Annotated in this window: 22 protein-coding genes; 3 read left to right on the forward strand and 19 right to left on the reverse strand. The window is 52.1% G+C overall.

Going from position 1 to position 19,236, the window contains the following annotated elements; translation table 11 throughout:
- Nucleotides 1-35: 35 nt before the first annotated feature.
- The 8 genes from F556_RS0109485 to F556_RS0109520 form a co-directional block, all read right to left on the reverse strand.
- Nucleotides 36-287, reverse strand: coding sequence for a hypothetical protein (locus F556_RS0109485; RefSeq protein ID WP_020616703.1), 252 nt, complete (start codon nucleotides 285-287; stop codon nucleotides 36-38).
- Between the two features lie 94 nt (nucleotides 288-381).
- Nucleotides 382-1,035 (reverse strand): flagellar brake protein, encoded by a 654-nt coding sequence (locus F556_RS0109490; RefSeq protein ID WP_020616704.1) that lies wholly within the window; start codon nucleotides 1,033-1,035, stop codon nucleotides 382-384.
- 132 nt (nucleotides 1,036-1,167) lie between these two features.
- On the reverse strand, nucleotides 1,168-2,529 hold the full coding sequence (gene ypeB / locus F556_RS0109495) for a germination protein YpeB (protein WP_020616705.1): 1,362 nt from the start codon (nucleotides 2,527-2,529) through the stop codon (nucleotides 1,168-1,170).
- Between the two features lie 101 nt (nucleotides 2,530-2,630).
- Nucleotides 2,631-2,786 (reverse strand): hypothetical protein, encoded by a 156-nt coding sequence (locus F556_RS38325; RefSeq protein WP_020616706.1) that lies wholly within the window; start codon nucleotides 2,784-2,786, stop codon nucleotides 2,631-2,633.
- A gap of 56 nt (nucleotides 2,787-2,842) precedes the next feature.
- Nucleotides 2,843-3,538 carry a glutamic-type intramembrane protease PrsW gene (gene prsW, locus F556_RS0109505; protein WP_026297203.1) on the reverse strand — a complete coding sequence of 232 codons (696 nt, stop codon included), beginning with the start codon at nucleotides 3,536-3,538 and terminating at the stop codon, nucleotides 2,843-2,845.
- A gap of 32 nt (nucleotides 3,539-3,570) precedes the next feature.
- A complete protein-coding gene (locus F556_RS0109510) occupies nucleotides 3,571-4,824 on the reverse strand; it encodes a Glu/Leu/Phe/Val family dehydrogenase (RefSeq protein WP_020616708.1) in 1,254 nt (417 codons plus the stop codon).
- A 155-nt stretch (nucleotides 4,825-4,979) separates the two neighbouring features.
- On the reverse strand, nucleotides 4,980-5,591 hold the full coding sequence (locus F556_RS0109515; protein WP_020616709.1) for a genetic competence negative regulator: 612 nt from the start codon (nucleotides 5,589-5,591) through the stop codon (nucleotides 4,980-4,982).
- 188 nt (nucleotides 5,592-5,779) lie between these two features.
- Nucleotides 5,780-6,106 carry a hypothetical protein gene (locus F556_RS0109520; RefSeq protein ID WP_020616710.1) on the reverse strand — a complete coding sequence of 109 codons (327 nt, stop codon included), beginning with the start codon at nucleotides 6,104-6,106 and terminating at the stop codon, nucleotides 5,780-5,782.
- 138 nt (nucleotides 6,107-6,244) lie between these two features.
- Here F556_RS0109520 and F556_RS0109525 point away from each other — a divergent pair, with 138 nt between their 5' ends.
- Nucleotides 6,245-7,165 (forward strand): polysaccharide deacetylase family protein, encoded by a 921-nt coding sequence (locus F556_RS0109525; RefSeq protein ID WP_020616711.1) that lies wholly within the window; start codon nucleotides 6,245-6,247, stop codon nucleotides 7,163-7,165.
- On the opposite strand, the gene F556_RS0109530 is transcribed toward F556_RS0109525, so the two are convergent.
- The 3 genes from F556_RS0109530 to F556_RS0109540 are packed head-to-tail and all read right to left on the reverse strand — an operon-like array spanning nucleotide 7,131 to nucleotide 8,797.
- Entirely contained in the window at nucleotides 7,131-7,976 is an 846-nt protein-coding gene (locus F556_RS0109530) for a metallophosphoesterase (protein ID WP_157272690.1), read from the reverse strand. The genes F556_RS0109525 and F556_RS0109530 overlap by 35 nt on opposite strands.
- 9 nt (nucleotides 7,977-7,985) lie before the next feature.
- Nucleotides 7,986-8,207, reverse strand: coding sequence for a hypothetical protein (locus F556_RS0109535; RefSeq protein WP_020616713.1), 222 nt, complete (start codon nucleotides 8,205-8,207; stop codon nucleotides 7,986-7,988).
- Complete coding sequence (locus F556_RS0109540; RefSeq protein ID WP_020616714.1) at nucleotides 8,204-8,797, reverse strand: CPBP family intramembrane glutamic endopeptidase; 594 nt, start codon at nucleotides 8,795-8,797, stop codon at nucleotides 8,204-8,206. The genes F556_RS0109535 and F556_RS0109540 overlap by 4 nt, the downstream gene beginning before the upstream one ends.
- An 88-nt stretch (nucleotides 8,798-8,885) precedes the next feature.
- Here F556_RS0109540 and F556_RS0109545 point away from each other — a divergent pair, with 88 nt between their 5' ends.
- A complete protein-coding gene (locus F556_RS0109545) occupies nucleotides 8,886-9,809 on the forward strand; it encodes a hypothetical protein (protein WP_020616715.1) in 924 nt (307 codons plus the stop codon).
- Nucleotides 9,810-9,839: 30 nt separating this feature from the next.
- On the opposite strand, the gene F556_RS0109550 is transcribed toward F556_RS0109545, so the two are convergent.
- Nucleotides 9,840-10,166 carry a rhodanese-like domain-containing protein gene (locus tag F556_RS0109550; RefSeq protein ID WP_020616716.1) on the reverse strand — a complete coding sequence of 109 codons (327 nt, stop codon included), beginning with the start codon at nucleotides 10,164-10,166 and terminating at the stop codon, nucleotides 9,840-9,842.
- 271 nt (nucleotides 10,167-10,437) lie between these two features.
- On the opposite strand from F556_RS0109550, the gene serA reads away from it, so the two are divergent.
- Complete coding sequence (serA, locus tag F556_RS0109555) at nucleotides 10,438-12,030, forward strand: phosphoglycerate dehydrogenase (protein WP_020616717.1); 1,593 nt, start codon at nucleotides 10,438-10,440, stop codon at nucleotides 12,028-12,030.
- A gap of 112 nt (nucleotides 12,031-12,142) precedes the next feature.
- Here serA and F556_RS0109560 read toward each other — a convergent pair whose 3' ends face one another.
- The 7 genes from F556_RS0109560 to F556_RS0109590 all read right to left on the reverse strand — a co-directional run bounded on the left by F556_RS0109560 (nucleotide 12,143) and on the right by F556_RS0109590 (nucleotide 19,223).
- On the reverse strand, nucleotides 12,143-13,567 hold the full coding sequence (locus F556_RS0109560; RefSeq protein WP_020616718.1) for a HAMP domain-containing sensor histidine kinase: 1,425 nt from the start codon (nucleotides 13,565-13,567) through the stop codon (nucleotides 12,143-12,145).
- Nucleotides 13,568-14,284, reverse strand: a complete 717-nt coding sequence (locus F556_RS0109565; protein ID WP_020616719.1) for a response regulator transcription factor — start codon at nucleotides 14,282-14,284, stop codon at nucleotides 13,568-13,570.
- 34 nt (nucleotides 14,285-14,318) lie between these two features.
- A complete protein-coding gene (ccsA, locus tag F556_RS0109570; RefSeq protein WP_020616720.1) occupies nucleotides 14,319-15,581 on the reverse strand; it encodes a cytochrome c biogenesis protein CcsA in 1,263 nt (420 codons plus the stop codon).
- A complete protein-coding gene (gene resB / locus F556_RS0109575; RefSeq protein WP_020616721.1) occupies nucleotides 15,581-17,233 on the reverse strand; it encodes a cytochrome c biogenesis protein ResB in 1,653 nt (550 codons plus the stop codon). Before resB ends, ccsA begins: the two co-directional genes overlap by 1 nt.
- A gap of 21 nt (nucleotides 17,234-17,254) precedes the next feature.
- Nucleotides 17,255-17,782, reverse strand: coding sequence for a redoxin domain-containing protein (locus tag F556_RS0109580; protein ID WP_020616722.1), 528 nt, complete (start codon nucleotides 17,780-17,782; stop codon nucleotides 17,255-17,257).
- A 78-nt stretch (nucleotides 17,783-17,860) separates the two neighbouring features.
- Nucleotides 17,861-18,604 (reverse strand): pseudouridine synthase, encoded by a 744-nt coding sequence (locus tag F556_RS0109585; protein WP_026297206.1) that lies wholly within the window; start codon nucleotides 18,602-18,604, stop codon nucleotides 17,861-17,863.
- 85 nt (nucleotides 18,605-18,689) lie between these two features.
- Nucleotides 18,690-19,223, reverse strand: coding sequence for a spore maturation protein (locus tag F556_RS0109590; protein ID WP_020616724.1), 534 nt, complete (start codon nucleotides 19,221-19,223; stop codon nucleotides 18,690-18,692).
- Nucleotides 19,224-19,236: the final 13 nt, after the last annotated feature.

Below are 19,236 nucleotides of genomic sequence, written 5' to 3' on the forward strand. Positions count from 1 at the left end.
CAGGCTCTGCCTGCGAACGTGAAAATTATACCACACTATGAACCAAGATGCAAAAAAACAAGCAGCAAGGTTAGGGGCTCGCCCTCTGCTCTGTCGATTCCCGTTACAAGCTGACGAACCGGGCCGAATTGCAAGGCGAACTGTGTGAGCAACAGCAAAATCACCAGCAAAATAGCCAGCTTAGCCAGCAGGATCCCAATCTCATCCAGCCGCTCAATCGATAGCCCATCGGTTTTCAAGTGCTGATTATCCCGGTTCTGCTCTTGCCGTTTTGCCGACTTTTTCATCGTGTGAACCATCCTTTACTTGCGCTGCTGTTGACTCTCGTTTCTACCAGAGAAAGATTGCCAATTAGTATGCGCAGGTACAGAACGGACTATGCTATCTTTTACGTAGATCCAGCTGCCTCTCAAAGCAAAAGCGGATGATTTTCTGGCGTTCTCCATCCGAAATTTCCGAGAACTTGCACATCAGCTGGCTCCGGCCGGATTCAAACTGCTTCACGCGCACAACCTCTGACTTGAAATTGGCATGTTCCAGCGAACCGTTCTTGTACGGAATCAGCAGCCAACAATCCAGAACGTCGCCGAATTTGAGTTTCCATTTGCCATCGCACACAAAGGAAATGCCCCCGCCTCCCACATCATCGGTCAAAGCTACAAATTTGATGCCCTCGGTCAGTCTGACGGCGAGCTCCAGCTCCGCTGCCACGCGCAGAAAGCTGCGTCGTTGGATCTTGGTAATCTGTTCAGGATCGGGCTTATGTATAGCAACCAATCGCACGACATCCTCTTTGAATCCGATAACATGCGAATTGAAATAATGCTTGACTCCACCTTCGGCCACAAAAAAAGCCGACAGCTCGTCGCCTAAATACAGTTTCTTATAGCGACCTGTCGATTCATTTAAAGGAATTTCGATAAGCAAGTTACCATCCCCGCTATCAGCTATCCTTGACTTGTACTCAATCTGCGCTTCTGTCTCGTCGGGCGAGGCTACTTGCAGGTACAACACTTGATTCACACTCGGCAACAACTTGGCTCCCCCCTCATATCTCCCAATTATAGCACGTCCGCCCGGCAGGAGCCATCCAACAATTGCTGCTATTCGCGCACACAAAGACGCCTTGCTTGTGAGCAAAGGCGTCTTGTGACTACTATCGGTTCATTAGGCGGATGCCTGCGGAACATCGCCGTTCATGCCGGGAATTTCTTCAATCGATTCTTCCTCGCCAGTATCGGCATTGATGTAAATTCGATACAGGGAGCCGTTAATCCGTCCCAGGAACTCGTAGCATAGAACCTCTTCCTTACGTTCGTTATGGATTAACGCCCGTTTGGCGGTACGCACCTCGAACTCCGAATTCAGGGACTCGCGGGCCTCCTGCTCCGTCAGCTGCGGCTTCGGCAGCTTGCGCTCTTTGTGTTCATACACATAATCCGAAGCTTGCATGGAAACAGGCTTACCGTCGTCCAGAGCCGCTTGTACGGTGATCCGATCGGGGTAGATGAGTACATCGTCCTGGGTTCCCACTAATGTAAAGTTCCCGCTGCGGCCGTAGTCATCATAACTGACCGCCTGCATGCCCGAGTATCCATGCTGCTCAAGAAATTGGATCGTGCTTTGTTCAGCAGTTTGCACATCGATTTGCTTCTCGCCAATCTCCCGTGGATTGTAGAACGAGATTAACTCGCCGCCACGCTTGGTATAGTCCAGCCTAACCGGTTCTCCGCCACCGACATTTACAGTGGCGGTATACGACTCGTATTCCGTACCCGAACCGTTCTCGACTACTTCCACTGCTCCTGCGTCTTCGAGCCCCAGGAACTGAGCGGCTTTCTTTTGGATTTCCTCGGGACCTACGGCATCCGCGGAGAGTGCACGGAGCGTCTGTCTCTCGAATACAGCCGCTACTGTTGGCCCCCAATCAATCTCGGGGTACTGACCTACCTTGTCTTCCATGGAACGAAAGCCGTCAATGATGACGTTGTTCCCCGATTGCTGCTTGGCAGCCAGTGCAATCTCGACGTCCATCCAGCGCAGGCTGTTCGCCATGACTTCATTTTGCATGTTCTGCAGGTCCTTCGTCAGCTCATCGGATTTTTCATAGAGTGTTTTTAGCGTGACATACTCCTTGTCCGATAACGGTTCCTTCGTCAAATCACGAATCGACGTTCGATACGCCAAGCTGGCTACGTGAGAGAGAAAATCCTCAGCTTTGCTAAATGGCAGCATGTTAAGCGGCAGCTGGCTGATTTCATTTTGGGCCTGGCTTGTCATCCGCCATACATTCACAAGACCTTTACGATGCTGTCCACTCGAGGCCGAGTTAACTGCGAGCGTATGCCCCAACTGCTTGTGAATTTGCTGCATGTGAAAACTCAAATCGTGAAATGCGCGCTGATACTGGTTCTCTGCCTTGATCAGCACCGCATTTTTGTCTTGATGCTCTTGATAACCCCAGTAAGCCGCCCCTACCAGCAGCAAGGCCGCAATCGGAAAAAGTACGGCGCTTAGACGTTTATACATAGACAAAAGCTCCTTTCGAAGGTGCAATACCTGGTGTTAGTGTGGATTGCACGAAGGAGCTTTATACATTTTATGAAAGATGTTCATGGGTAAGGGGGAGCTTACAGGTTTTCCTCAATCTCAAAATCGTCGATATTGCTGCACAGACATTGCTTAAAGCCTGTATTGATCTGACCTTTGTCTCGCCGTCCGCGAAGCACGAACTTCTCGCCGCACTGCCGGCAGCGAATCCGTATCTTGATTCTCGCCTCTTCCATCCTCGCACCTCCTGTCACTGCTGCTTGCCTGTTACTTGGCAGTGTTGACGGAAAGGCTAGAATTTAATCTCATCCTCGCGTTTTAGGAGTCGGAAAGGCGAGTTGTTATTCGCGCGTTGAATTTTGCGCAATCCACGAATCCACAGGAAAGCCATGAGAGGCACAATGATGACGAACCAATTGGTTGTGAGTGTCATCATGATCCAGTCATACAAGCCGTGCCAGAATAACGGCATAGCCAACGATAGAATGATAAATTTACGGGTATTCGGTCCGGGCTTGAACTTCGCCTTGCCAAGATAATACCCCATCATAATACCGAACAGCGCGTGTCCGGATACCGGGAGCAGCGCTCTCATGAGCAAGCCGCCAAACGAAGACGGAACCAGAAAGGCATACAGGACATTCTCAAAGGTAGCAAAGCCGAGCGAAATCGCTGTGGCATAAACAATGCCATCGTACGGCTCATCGAACTCCGTATGATTATAGATGATATGATATAGCACGAACCACTTCAGTCCCTCCTCTACGCCTGAGGAGATGATGAAGGAGAAAACGAGCGGCGATTCACCCAGCCAGAGCAGCAGGCCGCGCTGAATAATCATGATCGGGAACACGACAATTGCGCCAAGGAAAAAAAGCTTCAGAACCATGGCAATCGGCTCTGAATGGTAACGATCCTTCAGATAGATATAGGTCAGCAAGGAGACGCCAGGTGCCACTGCAGCCATCAATATTGAGAACAATAGCACCATCTGTCATCCACCCTCCCCGTAATTTCATTCTAAACCCACCCGCGGTATCGTACCGCTTCGGCCAGTCGACGCACGCCGGTCATATACGCAGCTAGCCGCATATCGACTGCCCGACTGAGATGAAGCTCATAGACCTGCTGATAACCGGCAATCATCATTTCTCGGAGCTTGTGGTCCACTTCAGCCTCGCTCCAGTAATAACCCTGGTTGTTCTGCACCCACTCGAAGTAGGAAACAATGACACCGCCACTGCTCGCTAACACATCGGGTACAATTAATACACCGCGTTTGGTCAAGATTTCCGTCGCCTCCAACGTCGTTGGTCCATTGGCTGCCTCGACGACGATTCCCGCTTGAATCCGTGGTGCATTCTCCGCTGTGATCTGGTTCTGTGTCGCAGCAGGGACCAATACATCGCATGGTTTCTCCAGCAGTTCGGCGTTGCTGATCGTACTAGTGAACAAATTGGTTACAGCCCCGAACGAATCTCTGCGATCAAGCAAATGTTCAATGTCGAGACCCTCTTCATTATACAATGCGCCATGCACGTCAGATATCCCTACCACGCTTGCCCCTGCCTCATGCATGAATTTGGCAAGAAAGCTGCCGGCATTGCCGAACCCTTGAATAATGACGCGTGCATCATGCAGAGCGACTCCCCGCGTCCGCAGTGCTTCGTGGATCATAATGGCAACGCCGCGGGCGGTGGCGGTTTCTCTCCCGCGTGAGCCACCCAGCACCAATGGCTTGCCCGTAATGAATCCGGGTGAATCGAACTCGCGAATGCGGCTGTATTCATCCAGCATCCACGCCATAATCTGTGAGTTCGTCATGACATCCGGCGCAGGGATATCTTTGGTAGGTCCGACCAGCTGACTGATTGCTCGCACATAGCCCCGACTCAGACGTTCCAGCTCCCGAAAGGACATGCCTCTTGGATCGCAGATAATGCCGCCTTTACCTCCGCCATAGGGAAGATCGGCAATGCCGCATTTCAGGCTCATCCAGATTGAAAGAGCCTTCACTTCATCCGCATTCACCTCGGGATGGAAGCGAACGCCCCCTTTGGTCGGACCGACTGCATCATTGTGCTGGGCTCGAAAGCCGGTAAACACTTGGGTTTCCCCGCTATCCATTCGAATCGGAATACGGACGGTCATCATCCGCATCGGCTCTTTAAGCAGCTCAATCATCTCGTCGCCATATCCGAGCTTGCGCAGCGCCTGTTCAATTACCACCTGTGTTGATTTCAGCACATCGACTGCCTCGTGCTCAGCTATCATCCATTACACCACCCTGTTTGCAGTAACCGCTTATGGTACACGGTTCTAATATGGGCGGGATCTGGATGAACTATGCGGCTCATCCTGCAGGACAGCACGGTAGCAAAAAGAGCATCTCACAGCAGGCATGCGACTGTCGATGCTCTTTCTGTTCTTTATTTAAAATGGCGGCAAATCTCTGGGACGGCACCGGCTGCAATCACAACCTTGCCGTATTCTTCGAGCACTGCCGCTGTTACGGAAGTGGCCTCGCCATACTCTGCCAGCAGAGCAATGATGGCGTGATACTGAGCCGTTTCCAGACCACTGGGGTCAAAAGCGAGAATCCATCGACCTTTATACGAATAAAGTCGGCCATCCTCCGAGAGCTCTGCGGCCAGCAACTGCTTGCTGACAGAGATGACATCTTCGAAATCCCGGTAGGAATACATCATGACGTCGCTTTGCTCGAGGGTGACCTCCATCTCATAGACATCTTCATCATTGTCTTCATCGCTGTCTGCGCGCTCATGAATCTGTGCCTCAGCCTTGCCTCTGGTAACAATCACAACCATCCCTTGCGCCGGCAGCGCAAATACTTCGACGGCCAGAGGGCCGCTGGCATCAAATCCTAATTCACTGTATGCTTGGTCCATCATTTCACTGAACAGTTCGTGCACCTTTGGAATTTCGCGCCACATGTCGTCCTTCTGGATCCCACGCTCCAGCAGGTCGTCGAACGTCAGGAAAATCCTGATCTTGTCCTGACTCAATCGCTCGATCTTCATGACAGGATCCTCCTTTGCAGCATCAAGTTATAACAGATTATGAAGCAACATATAATATGTGAACAAAATCATTATATGTAACTATGTTATCATTTTTGACTATGGATTGCACTACCGGGAACAAAAATAAATCATCCGCTCTCCCCCTTGGTTAGGTTTAGAGCGGATGACGATGCTGACCCGGTCAATTAAGGATGATTCAAGCCATTATCGTCCAGAATCTTTTCCGTTTCGCGACGGGCTACCGGATCTGTGGCTACCAGTTGTTCCAATGTGGATATGCCTGCTGCAGACGCGCCACCATTAGCTGTGCGGGTGGGCGCTGGAGCTGAAGTGGATAATTCCTCAGCAATATCCTTCTTGAACATGTTTGCCATCGCACGATGCTGAATCCCTCTCCAGAGTGCGCAGGTCGCGTCGCCTACCAGATGCAATGCTCCCGGACGGCGTCTGGCGATTACCGCCGCCGCAGCGATTCCGATCACTCCGCCTGCGATTAACGATCCCCATTTCATACGAATTCCTCCTTCGCTCAGTTGGCTTGCACCAAGTAGCTTGCCCTTACCCGCGCCGTGACATGCAGCGAGTCCAAACCTGGATGAACGGGTATGGTACAATAAGGAACGAATCTAGCCTGGATGGGGGAAATAACCATGTACCGTTATGGACAAGTGGCAGCAGCTACCTTCATTAGTCTGGCCCTGCTCTCCGGATGCTCCAATTCCACCGGCACGAACGAGAGTCCGGACAACAGCAACCCGCCTGAACAACAGGAAGCAACGCAGGCCCAGCCTGCTGACAGCAACGCAGAGCTGAGTGAGCTGAATGAGCCAAGCGAACAAGAACCTGACGAGCAGCCTGAGACGGAGCCTCCCGCTGAACAACCGGCACAGTCCACTCCGCCAGAGGAGCCGCTGGAGCTGTTATATGAAATGAATGCTACAACGTATCGCTTCACACCCTTGCGTGAGTCAACCGACGATAAGGCGGTTCTGCTGACCTTCGACGATGGCCCCAAAGAAAAAGAGCTGCTGGAGCGAATGCTCGCCACGCTGGATGAGCATGAGGCCAAAGCCATCTTCTTCGTAAATGGATACCGTGTGGAGCAGCATCCGGAGCTCTTGCAGCTCATTGCAGATCATGATCAGACGATTGGCAACCATTCGTGGGACCATATTGATCTGAGAAAGGCAGACCCTGCCGAAGCAAAGCGTCAAATCCAGGCTGTGCAAACGATCGTGCGAGACGTGACGGGCGAAGCGCCACGCTTTTTCCGGCCGCCCTTCGGTTCAGGCGGTGATGCTGTCAAAACGATTGCTGCGGAGCAAGGGTTGCTCTATATGACATGGTCCAACGGCTCCCGGGACTGGGAAAGCGTCACAAAAGACAAACCGGACGAAGTCATTCGCTACGTCATAGAACAGCTCCATCCCGGGGCTAATATACTCATGCATGAGCTGCCCTGGACGGCTGATGCGCTGGATGATCTCCTCACGACACTCAGCGCCGAGGGCTATGGCTTCATTAATCCAGAGACGATTAAGCTCCCGGATGATCTGCCGAGCGCAGAATGAATAGCTTTGATTCGGCAGGGGCTCCAAATCGGATTGGCAATTTGGATGTACCGAAGCCCGTGCTAACATAGAGCCTAGTGGTGAGGGACGTTTGCTCGTTCACGGCCTCGTGCCAGCCGCTCAAATACGTCAGAATCTCGGGAGACCGAAGCAGAGGTCCGTATATCGGAAGTGTGATCTGCCCACCATGGGTATGTCCGGCAAGAATAAGGTCAACATCTGCTCCCTTGAGCCGGCTTAGGATATTGGGATCATGCGACAGCAGCAAGGTGAACGGAGCTTCGCCGTTCCCTTGGCCTTTATGTAGCGCCTGAGCCAGCCTGGCTCTTCCGGTAATCGGATCATCCAACCCGCACAGCTTGATATGACTGCCGTCTGGGCGGCTTAACATGATGAATTCATTCACTAGCGGACGTACGCCCTCTTCCCGCAGCAAGGCATCGAGCGGGCCTCTCGGTTCATCATAATCATGATTGCCGTATACGGCATACACGGGACCAATGCGGCTGAGCATTCGGACATTCGCTCTGCTCCTCTCCAGAGGAACGCCACCTTCCTTGAGATCTCCACCAATACAGACCAGGTCTGCTCCGCCAGCCTCAAGGATAGCATTCACCAGACGCTCAGGTATGGTACGACGGTGAATATCACTAATAAACAACAGGCGCAGACCATCAAAGGAAAGAGGCAGCCGGGTCAAATGGACCTCTTCCCGAATCACCCTGCACCGGTAAGCCTCCACCACCATCCATGCGGCCATCCCAACCGCAGCGGCCGCGGCCGCTCCTATAATCCACCACAATCTAATCACCTTTTCTTATTATGTCACCTGGTCGAGGGCGTTCTTGCCGTAGAACAGCAAGACAGCAACCAAGGCCACAAATAGTACGATTAGCAGTCTGTAGAACAGCTGTGTCATCTTGTTGCGGCTTGAGGGGTACTTGGATTTTCTGGACGGCATGCCTTGCACTGTTGCACCTGTCTCCTGCTCCGTCTGCCCTCGTTTCGTTTTTTTGTTGCGGTATTTCTCTACTCTGCTCATGATTCCCTCCGATAGCGAATAATGAGTCCCATCACCAGATCAATTGCAAAGTGTGCGGCAATCGGCGCCCACAGGGTGCCGGTCTGAATATAAATCCAGCCCAATCCGTAACTGATGCAGAATACCAGTCCGGTCGGAACCCAATGCTTCAGATAACGTACATGGATTGCTGCAAAGACGATACTGGTCCAATAGGGACCGATGGCAAATTGAATCGCTCCACGGAACAACAGCTCCTCGCAGAACGAGACAACAAGGCAGATGAGAACAATATGCCAGATTGGACGATTGCGAAAGATTTTGTTGTTCACGCCTCCGTCGTCCGCTGCTTCCTCCGGGACCCAGCGGGAAATCGTCAAATCAACAATCACGACAACTGCGGCCAGACCGAATCCCCACAGCAAGAATTCCGCGGTTGACGGAGGAGCCAATACTGAAATTATATTCTGATGCTGTAATAAAATCCATACAAGACCGATAACAAAGATAAGGGCTTGCGAGACGTATAAATTAATCAAAAGCATTCGATCGTCAAGCTGATCAGCCGAGACCGGTCTGATTTTAATCTTGCGCCAGTTGAATTTTCTCATAAGTAACCGCCTGTTGATTATTATTGATCCCGTAACCGATGCAGCTTACAATATAGAACCATACATAGCACATGAAGGAGATTTTCGGATGGAGAAACGACTTTCACGCACAGAAATGATGTTCAGTCTTGGTTTTTTATTCATGCTCGTAGTGGCAGTGGCTGCTTTTTTCTACGGCGTTAAGGTGGGTGCCGAGAAAACGGAGACCAAATACCAGCCCATGAACTTGCTGCAGGGTGATGCCGGTACGGTAACTGCCTACCAGCAGCAAGATCTCGTATCCTTTTATCATACCGTATTTCTGCCTCATCGTGAATTCCAGAATGAATGGCAGGCTGCCCTGAACCGAATCCGGTCTCAGCAGGCATCCCAGCCCAAATCCACTTTCAAGGATCTGGAGAAGCTAGCAGCCAAGAAATACAGCCAAGCGGCTGAAGCCGCAGTGCCCGCCATCTCTCCGCTCCTTGCTCAAGGGCAGGTCAACTTGCTCAAAAGTCTCAAACTGTTCGAACAGACTGCGGGCCGCATGGCTGCAGCAGCGGACAACAAGCAAGCCCAGCTTCTATTGAAGGAGCTTTCGGGGGATGCCTTTTATCAGCAAGCCGTACAGCATGCCAGTCTTGCCCAACAGGAATATTATGATGCCATGCTGAAATGGAGCGCTTCGGTCAATACGGAGATTCCGGCCAATTACGAGATGCCCCAGGTTATGGAGATCAGTGTCTGGAAGCAGCTGCCACTCACCATCAAGAACAAGCTGATGGCAGACCAGCTGGCTGCCCGTAGTATCCTGCCTGTATATTATCCGCAAGACCTGAGCACTCGTGTCGATGAATTTATCGCAACCGGTGAGGCAGCCCGTATGAAAATCCGGACTGTCACAGCCGTCGTGGACTTGCTTCTGGGAACCAAGGCTGTACGCAGCGGAGACTTTGCTGCTAGCAAATCTACCCTATACAGCGAAGAGCTGCTCCCGCAGCTCCCGTTCTTCTTCCCCGAGTCGGGCGCCTGATACCAAGCGTCCGCACCCGGGTCTGACGCATTAATCGTACTGGAACCCCTCTAGTGCAGATACTGCAGCCATGCCGCCTGCAATGTTGGTCAGCTTGTCATAACCCTGCTCGGCAAGGTAACGACACACCTTCTCGCTACGTACGCCGTGCGCGCAAACGATATATAACGGCTGCTCCGCATCCAGCTCGTCCAAACGCCCTGGAATGGTATTCATCGGCACATGTCGCGATCCGTCGATATGGTAATACTCCCATTCTGCCGGCTCACGCACGTCGATAATCTGCTCGGCAGTCAGCTTGCCAGATGACAATTGCTCCTTCAAGGCTGCAGCATCCATCGTATCCCAGTTGCTCAAGTCTCTCTCTCCCTCACGCCGCAGCCCGTCCGCCTTAGGCGGCAGCACGGCTTTTATTATGCGTCCGAACCCGGTCGCTTGCTTGCATCATAACTTAAATTCAGCTATTTGTTCAAGTTTTGTCATTGCAATCTACCACCGGGTTGCTATAAAATAGTAGAGGTTATAAAATCGGCGGAATCAACCCTAGTCCCGCAGTTGCACACGGTGCCGGGTACCGGGGTTTTTCAAATGTATACAGAAGTGATTATCATTAGGAGGTTTAACCCACATGTTCAAAGTGCTAGTATCGGATCCGATTAGCGATCTTGGAATTCAACAGCTCGTGGAGGCTGCCGATGTGGCTGTAGACAAGAAGCCCGGCCTAAGCGAGGATGAGCTGATCGCCATCATCGGAGACTATGATGCGCTCCTCGTACGCAGTCAGACACGCGTCACCGAGAAGGTTATGGAAGCGGGCAAGCAGCTCAAGGTTGTAGGCAGAGCCGGTGTCGGCGTAGACAATATTGATCTTCAGGCAGCTACTGCACGTGGTATTATCGTTATTAACGCGCCTGACGGCAACACGATTACGACTTGCGAGCATACGTTTGCGATGATGATGAGCCTTGCCCGTCATATTCCGCAAGCCTACATGAAAACCGTCAATGGCGTGTGGGACCGCAAATCGTTCCTTGGTGTAGAACTTCGCAACAAAACGCTCGGCGTCATGGGCATGGGCCGGATCGGCAGTGAAGTTGCCGCACGCGCCAAAGCATTCGGTATGGACATTATGGGATATGATCCGTTCCTTACAGAAGATCGCGCAGCGAAGCTCGGCATCAAGCTGGCAACCATTGATGAGATTGTGCGTAATGCCGATTTCATGACGGTGCATACTCCGCTGACCCCAGAGACGCGTCATATGATTGGCAAAGCTCAATTCGAAGTGATGAAGCCTGGCATGCGCATCATCAACTGTGCGCGCGGCGGCATTATTGATGAGCAGGCGCTGGTTGAAGCGATTGATCAAGGTATCGTAGCGGGTGCTGCATTCGACGTATTCGAAGTCGAGCCTCCGGCAGACGACCACCCGTTCCTCAAGCATCCGAAGGTTATCGTGACCCCGCATCTTGGCGCTTCCACGGTTGAGGCGCAGGAGAACGTGGCTATTGACGTATCTGAGCAAGTGCTGCATATTCTGCGCAACGAGCCATTCGCCAATGCAGTCAACATGCCGCCGATTCCGGGAGAGCTGCTCAACAAACTCCAGCCTTACTTCTCGCTGGGCGAGAAGCTCGGCAGCTTTGTCGCTCAGTTATCCCAGGGCGCTGTATCCGAGATCGTGGTCAGCTTCTCCGGTGAACTGGCAGAGGTCGATACCCAGCCGCTGACGCGTCACATCGTCAAAGGCGTGCTTGCCTTCCATCTCGGACTGGAACAAGTTAATATTGTCAACTCGATGCATCTGGCCAAGCTGCGCGGCGTGAACGTCGTCGTACAGAAGTCGCCTGAAGCCAAAGGCTTCACGAACCTCGTGTCTGTGACGCTCAAGACGAAGGACAAAGAGCGCCATGTGGCCGGCACGCTATTAAGCGGCTATGGCTCGCGGATCGTACAAATTGATAAGTTCCCGGTGGACGTTACGCCAAGCGGCAATCTGATTCTGATCTCCCATAATGACAAGCCGGGCATTATCGGTCGCGTCGGCTCGCTGCTGGGCACTAACGATGTGAACATCGCTACAATGCAGGTTGGACGTGAGCTTGTCGGCGGCGCAGCCATCATGGTGCTTACAGTAGACAAAGCCCCAACTAAGAACGTCATCGATGAGTTGGCCAATTTGTCCGATATCAACAAAGCGAAAGAAATCATTTTGTTCTAATCTCTGCATTATGAACATGAACAATAAACAAAACACGCGGTAGACCTTAGGGCCTACCGCGTGTTTTATTGTTTCACGTACAACAAGATTAGACGCCAACCTCAGACAAGAGTTAGTGCGCTTCGACAGGAAGCAGCACGGTAAATGCCGTACCTTCGCCCACTGTGCTCTCCACGCGAATGGTTCCGCGATGGGATTCTACGATATTCTTGACAATCGCGAGCCCCAGGCCCGTGCCTGATGATGTCGCTCTAGTCCTGGCTTTGTCAGCTTTGTAGAAGCGTTCAAAGATAAAGGGCAGATCCTCTGCTGGAATGCCTTGCCCTTCATCCTTCACGACTAGTTGAACGTAGGGATTGCCCTCGTGACGGACGGTCTCGGCCTGAATGGTAATTGCTGCTTCCTCCGGCGTATGACGGAGTGCATTATCCAACAGGTTGGTTAACACCTGCTCCAGGCGATCCTCGTCCGCGAGCTTCAGCTCCAGAGGCTGGTCCGGACATTCATAATGCAGACGAATGCCCTGTTCCTTGGCATAAACCTGAAACTTGCGGTGGACTCGGGTTATCAAGCCTTGCACGTCTACCTGCTGCATGTTCATCTGCAAATGACCGGCTTCCATCCGGGCCAGATCGAGCAGGTCCTTGACCAGCCTGCCCATCCGCAATGACTCGTCATGGATAACCTGCACGAGCTCTTGCCGTTCCTCCGGCGAAGCTGCGATATCATCCATCAACGCCTCACTATAGCCCTGCAGCATCGACAGCGGCGTTCTGATTTCATGAGAAACATTGGCCACGAAGTCTCGACGCAGCTTCTCCAGTCTGAATTCCTCTGTCACATTCCGCATCACTGCCACCGCGCCGCGAACATGACTGTTGGACTTGAGAGGCGCCATGACAACAGACCAGACACTGTTCATCACATTGACCTTTGCGCTCTGATCATGCCCCTCCCTGACTACTCTGCGGTAGAGATCATAGAGCGGTGCAGGCACATCTCCGTACGTTACGAAGGTAGCTGATTCGTTGGACCAGTCCAGATTGCTCCACTGCTCCATCAGACGCTGCCCCTGTGGATTCGTCAGGATCACCTTGCCCGCAGCGTCAAAGGTGATGACGGCATCCGCCATACTCCGAAGCACGCTCGACAAGTGATCCTTCTCATGCGAGAGATCCTTGATCAAGGTATCGACTTCCTCTGCCATATGGTTAAAGGTATGCGACAGATCACCAATCTCATCCGAGGAACGAATCTGGACCCGGGAGCGGTAATCGCCCTGGGCAATCAAGTCCGCTGCCTTTTTCAGCTGTGTCAGCGGCTGCGTAATCTTCGTGATCAGGAAGAAAGCAAAAAACGTCGTCAATAGAAAACCGATAACCCCGACGATACTAAAGAGCACTTTAATATCATGAGAGTTCTCGAATTCAATATCCACATAAAGGAGCAAGAACAGCCCCAAGGTGAGCAGCACAACGGCTACCAATAGAATAATCGTGATCCAGAGCTTGCCGACTACACTTTTCCAGAGCAGCATTTACTTCGGTACCTCAAGTTTATAGCCAACGCCCCAGACGGTTGTAATCATGGCAGCAGCATCTGGCGATACCTTGTTCAGTTTCTCACGCAGCCGTTTGACGTGGGTATCGACCGTTCTCAAATCACCGAAAAACTCGTAATTCCACACATCCTTCAGCAGCTCCTCCCGGCTAAACACCTTGTCCGGGGAGACTGCCAAATAGTGAAGCAGCTCATACTCCTTCGGTGTCAGGCTGACCTCCTGACCGCCAGCAGACACCCGGTGTGCATCATGCTCGATGACGAGATGAGGAAATACGATGTTATTGCTTGAATTGGCTTCCTTGGTCAGGTAAGCCGTTGCCGAAGAGCGACGGAGAATGGCTTTGACCCGGTAGATCACCTCACGCGGGCTGAATGGCTTCACGACATAATCGTCTGCGCCTACCTCAAAGCCCTGCACCCGGTTCATCTCTTCTCCCTTGGCAGTCAACATGATAACCGGCGTGGATTTCACCTGACGGAGCCGGGTACAGACCTCGATTCCGTCGATTCCCGGCAGCATTACATCGAGCAGCACCAGATCGAAATCCGAAGAGGTTGCCATGCGCAGCGCATTTTCCCCATCTTCTGCTTCTTCAATGACATAGCCTTCTTTTTCAAGATACATCTTTAAGAGACGGCGAATTCGTTCTTCATCATCTACGACTAGAATACGCTGCAATTGCTCTGACATCTTGCGCCTCTCCCCTCTGCTTCAGTTGTAGAATCTAGCTTACACCGGCATAGGAGTGCAGGCCGGCAATAACCAGATTGACGCCAATCAGCGTGAACATGACAATGACAAACCCGATAACAGCCAGCCATGCCGAAGGCTGTCCCTGCCAGCCCCGCGACAATCGCAAGTGAAGATAAGCACTATAGAACAGCCAAGTAATCAGTGCCCATACTTCCTTGGGATCCCAGCCCCAGAATCTGGACCAGGCTATGTTAGCCCAAATCATCGCAAATATCAGTGCTCCCAATGTAAAGATAGGGAAACCGATCGCAATCGCCCGATACGTTATCTCATCCAGATCCTCCGGATCAATGCCATCCATCAACGGATGGATAATTGCACCAAGCGGCTTGCGCAACGCCAGTCGCAGAAGTCCATATAGTAAGGAGCCCATCAGGATCGACCAGGCAATGGTATTCAATTTGCGTCCCGCATTGACGCCATCCATCCAGCCCGGTGTTTCCAAGAGCGGCTTGTTCAAGCCAAGGAAGCTGTCCATTTCTACAACTTCGCTGTTGTAAGGCTTGAAGATCGGCGGCATGCTGTAATCTACATTCTCGACTGTCGTCGTCTCTACGCCTCTGGCATCAATATTGACCAGTTCCTGAGTGAAGCTGGCTTGGTAGCCCATCCCGCGGAAGATAAAGACCGTGGCGATAAAGGCAATGATGACGACGATGACATACAAAGTGAATTCCACCCAGCGCTGTGCGCGACGGGCTTTCTTGCTTTTACCCTTAAAGTCAACGACCCGAAGCAGATACATCAGACCGGATGCAAACGCGACGGCGAAGAAGGCTTCACCAAGGGCTGCAGTCGTGACGTGAATCTTGAGCCAGATGGAGTTCAGCGCCGGAACAAGCGGCTGCACCTCCTGCGGGAATACCGATGCATAGGCAACAATCAGCACAACCAGTGGCAGTGCAAACATACCGAGCACCGGCTTGCGGTAAATCGCATTGACGATGACAAAAGCAATCATAATTGCCATGCCAAGGAACGTCATGAATTCGTACATATTACTCGTTGGAATCTGGCCAGAGCCAAACCATCGAGTAAAGAAGAAGGTCAGATGCGCTGCCAGGCCAAGAGCGGATACGACAAATGCGATCCTCGACCAGCGCTTGGCATGGAGCTCCGGATCACGGTTGCTCCATTTTTTGCCGGCAACAGCAATCACATAGAACAAGAAACCAAAACAATACAAGAAAAACGCTGCGATAAACGCGTCACTGCTAAATTCTACCCAGTTCACTAGTTTTTCCCTCCGTTATCCAGTGACTTCGGATCGACCTCGATGCCTACCTTCTTCAAGGCCGAGGCGACATCACCTCGCATGCCGTACCAATTCTTGTTGGTGTGTGCACCCAGCGACAATTTGCCGTTATCGACACGCAGCCAGATGCGCCGGTGATTCCAATAGAATCCCATAATCAAGCCCAACATGGAAATCCCAGCTCCAACCCATACATAAGGCATTGCCGTATCTACGCGGATGTTCAGGAATGTCGTTGCACCCGCAAACGTCACACCCTCCATGGAACCAACGGACAACTCCAATCGATCGGAGATGTGGCTGTTGATTTGGTCCTGACTGAAGCGCTGCTTGTCCACTTGACGTGGAAAGTACAGATAGGTCTCGCCTTCCTCTGCAAGTCCCGGCCCTTTGATGATGAAAAAGAAAGCAGGGGCATTGGGATCTCTTGAAAGCGAGGTTGGATTGCCGTCTTCGCCGATGGCAAACTCCATGTATTGCGAACGCAGCTCCAGCTCGTAGGGTCCCACCTCATAATGCAGGTCGGGGTTGATCATCCGCAGATCGAAGGAGCCGTAGTTTTCGCCGGTCTCTTTGTTAATCAGGGATGGTTCAACTGCAGCGAGCTTGGGTGTATCGTCAAAGTCAAACTGATAGGCATGCAAGCCCTGATAGGTCAACGGACTATTAACGATGATGTCATGTCGTTTGACTTCCTCCAGCACCGGCTCCTCCACAAGATCGTGGCAATTGGCTGTACATTCATAGAGTACGGCTTTGGTTTGATACAGCTTGGCCCGGAGCTGGCCCGCCATCTCGGCAGGCATCTCATCATCGGTATAATACTCTACCGTGAACTGTTCATTCTTAAGGTAGTAATTCGTATTCTCGATAGGGACGGTTTCCCCTTCGGGGATCGTTACGTACTCGTCCATGTACCAACCCGGGATACTGCGTGCCAGCACGGCAAGTAGGAAAATAATCAGGCCGATATGGTTGATGTAGGGTCCCCAGCGGCTAAAACGGTTTTTCTCAGCCAGCAGGGCGTCCCCGTCACGATGGACACGGAAACGTCTGCGTTTCAGTTGGCCTTCCATCTCGCGGGCAAATGTTTCACCCGGGACATCCAGCTCCCGGGTGTAGACAACCTTTTGTCTTGTAATGAAGCTGAGATGCTTGCGGATCTGTTGTTTCTTGAGTGCGCGGTAGAGCGGGAGCACTCGGTCGAGACTACAGATGACCAGCGAGGTGCCGATCATGACAAGCAGAGTAATGAACCACCAGGATTCGTAAGTGCGGGAGAAGCCCAGCTGATAGTAGACTTCACCAAACCAGCCATGGTTCGGACCGTAATAATCGGCGGGATTGCCGCTGATAAACGTATTTTCCTGGGGAAGAATGGTTCCGAAGATCGAGCCTATCAAGGTAATGATGATCAGATAGACGGCAATTTTGACCGATGAGAAAAAGTTCCAGATCCGGTCAATCCAATTGGGATTGCTTTTTTGCGAGCGTCGGGCTACGCCGTCATACCGCATCTCGAGCGGCTCTTGGGAGTGCATGTCCTCACCAAGTGGTTTGCCGCAGGATTCGCAGAGCACCGTGCCCACATAATTTTGATGTCCGCACTCGCATTTGGTGTTGTGAATCAATGTGGAGGCCTCCTTGTTCCATTATGTCTGAAGCAGTCGTTCGACACGTTCATTGATCTGCTCCTCGGTCATGCCTCCGACGAATACCTCCATGATCTTGCCATCCGGCTTCACGAAGAACGTCGTAGGATAGGAACGGAGGCCATACATCCGCTCCGTCGCCCGCTTCTGATCCCGGAGTATGGGGTACTCCAGATCAAATTGCCGCAGGAAGCTGGACACGACCAGATCCGTCTCGCTGAGATTAATAGCAAGGATCTCGAACTCAGAATCCTCCCATTTCTCATGCTGCTTCTGGAACTCGGGCATCTCCTTTACGCAGGGTGGACAAAACGTCCCCCAAAAGTTGATGACCAACGCCTTGCCCTTGTAATCGGACAAGTGATGGACCTCGCCGTCCGCACCGAGCAGTGAAAAATCTGGCGCCCGGTCACCCGCACGTGGAATCGGGTTATCATCTGCAAACAGCGTCTTGCCGATCGCATATCCGCCGATCAGCAAGACGCCTAGTAGAACAACAATTTGAATCTTCTTGCGCGAGTTTCTCATCGCTATACACCACCTAGGCTACAATGCATGATAGTTACATTATAGCGAATAACGGAACTTTAAAAACCGGGGCAGAGTTCACTTTTTATGAACATTATGTGACTTGCGAGCCAGTCCCAGAAGCTCCTGAACCTCCTTAGGTGACAGATGTCTGAACTTGCCGCGCTGCAGGTTGAGAAGCCCCAGCTCCCCGAACCGCACACGCTTCAGACGGGTGACCGGATGACCGATTGCTTCGAACATCCGACGCACCTGACGGTTGCGCCCTTCATGGATGGTGATGGTAATCACAGCCTGTTTCTTCTCCTCATCAACATCCTGGTATTCCACCTGGGCAGGAGCGGTCATGCCATCCTCGAGTTGGATGCCTTTGGCCAGTTTATCCAGGAGCGAACCGTGTGGTACCCCTTTGACTGTGGCTAGATAGGTCTTGGGCACATGGTGCTTGGGGTGGGTCAGCAGGTTGGCAAATTCACCATCATTCGTAAGGAGCAGCAGCCCCTCGGTATCGTAATCCAATCGTCCAACGGGATACACACGCTCTTTGATACCCGGCAGATAATCACCCACCACTTTGCGGCCTTTTGGGTCCGTGGCGCTTGTGATGACTCCTTTGGGTTTGTTAAGCATCAGGTAGAGCTTGCTCTCGCTCTTGATCGGTTTGCCGTTCACCGTAATGCTGTCCTCTGCCGGGTCTGCCTTGACACCGAGTGTCGTCACCGTTTCGCCATTGACCTGGACCGAACCGGAGAGGATAAGTTCTTCACATTTGCGACGGGAGGCGACTCCCGCCTGGGCTAATATCTTCTGTAAACGTTCCAATTGTTTCACCTCATTCACATCATACCACAGCTTGGCCAAAGCACAAGCATGCGCATGAGGCAAAAGCCTGCGGTTTACCTAGCTTCTAACCGAAGATATACAGACAAATAAAGACGGCGGCCACAAACCCCACCACATCCGAGAACAGTCCGACCTTGAGGGCATATCGCGTGCGGCGGATGCCGATAGCACCAAAATAAACCGTGAGTACATATAACGTGGTATCCGTACTGCCCTGAATGGTTGAAGCAATTCTTCCGATCATGGAGTCAGGCCCGTAGTTCTCAATTAGATGCGTCGTGTACGCCAGCGAACCTGCTCCGGTAAGCGGCCGAAGCATACCTAGCGGCAGCACTTCACTCGGAATGCCGATGCCCGCCATGAGCGGCTGCAGCGCTTGTACCATCAGCTCCATTGCACCGGAGGCGCGAAACATGTTGATTGCCACCATCATCCCAACCAGGTGAGGAATAATGGCGATGGCAGTATCAAAGCCTCCTTTGGCCCCATCTACAAATGACTCATAGACGGGGACTTTACGAAAGGCTGCGTATAGCGGAATAAATACAATAAGAGCAGGAATAAGCCAAATCGATAACGTTGTAATCAGATCATACATCTGCTACCCCCCC

It is taken from the genome of Paenibacillus daejeonensis DSM 15491 (genome assembly GCF_000378385.1).
Taxonomy (GTDB): Bacteria; Bacillota; Bacilli; order Paenibacillales; family Paenibacillaceae; genus Paenibacillus_D; species Paenibacillus_D daejeonensis.

Coding starts and splice junctions, on each gene's coding strand:
- F556_RS0109535 (WP_020616713.1), bottom strand. CDS start 8,207: ATGAGCAGAGTAGAGAAATACCGCAACAAAAAAACGAAACGAGGGCAG.
- F556_RS0109510 (WP_020616708.1), bottom strand. CDS start 4,824: ATGATAGCTGAGCACGAGGCAGTCGATGTGCTGAAATCAACACAGGTG.
- F556_RS0109540 (WP_020616714.1), bottom strand. CDS start 8,797: ATGAGAAAATTCAACTGGCGCAAGATTAAAATCAGACCGGTCTCGGCT.
- F556_RS0109580 (WP_020616722.1), bottom strand. CDS start 17,782: ATGAGAAACTCGCGCAAGAAGATTCAAATTGTTGTTCTACTAGGCGTC.
- F556_RS0109545 (WP_020616715.1), top strand. CDS start 8,886: ATGGAGAAACGACTTTCACGCACAGAAATGATGTTCAGTCTTGGTTTT.
- ypeB (WP_020616705.1), bottom strand. CDS start 2,529: ATGTATAAACGTCTAAGCGCCGTACTTTTTCCGATTGCGGCCTTGCTG.
- F556_RS0109520 (WP_020616710.1), bottom strand. CDS start 6,106: ATGAAATGGGGATCGTTAATCGCAGGCGGAGTGATCGGAATCGCTGCG.
- F556_RS38325 (WP_020616706.1), bottom strand. CDS start 2,786: ATGGAAGAGGCGAGAATCAAGATACGGATTCGCTGCCGGCAGTGCGGC.
- F556_RS0109590 (WP_020616724.1), bottom strand. CDS start 19,223: ATGTATGATCTGATTACAACGTTATCGATTTGGCTTATTCCTGCTCTT.
- F556_RS0109515 (WP_020616709.1), bottom strand. CDS start 5,591: ATGAAGATCGAGCGATTGAGTCAGGACAAGATCAGGATTTTCCTGACG.
- serA (WP_020616717.1), top strand. CDS start 10,438: ATGTTCAAAGTGCTAGTATCGGATCCGATTAGCGATCTTGGAATTCAA.
- F556_RS0109565 (WP_020616719.1), bottom strand. CDS start 14,284: ATGTCAGAGCAATTGCAGCGTATTCTAGTCGTAGATGATGAAGAACGA.
- F556_RS0109560 (WP_020616718.1), bottom strand. CDS start 13,567: ATGCTGCTCTGGAAAAGTGTAGTCGGCAAGCTCTGGATCACGATTATT.
- F556_RS0109525 (WP_020616711.1), top strand. CDS start 6,245: ATGTACCGTTATGGACAAGTGGCAGCAGCTACCTTCATTAGTCTGGCC.
- F556_RS0109485 (WP_020616703.1), bottom strand. CDS start 287: ATGAAAAAGTCGGCAAAACGGCAAGAGCAGAACCGGGATAATCAGCAC.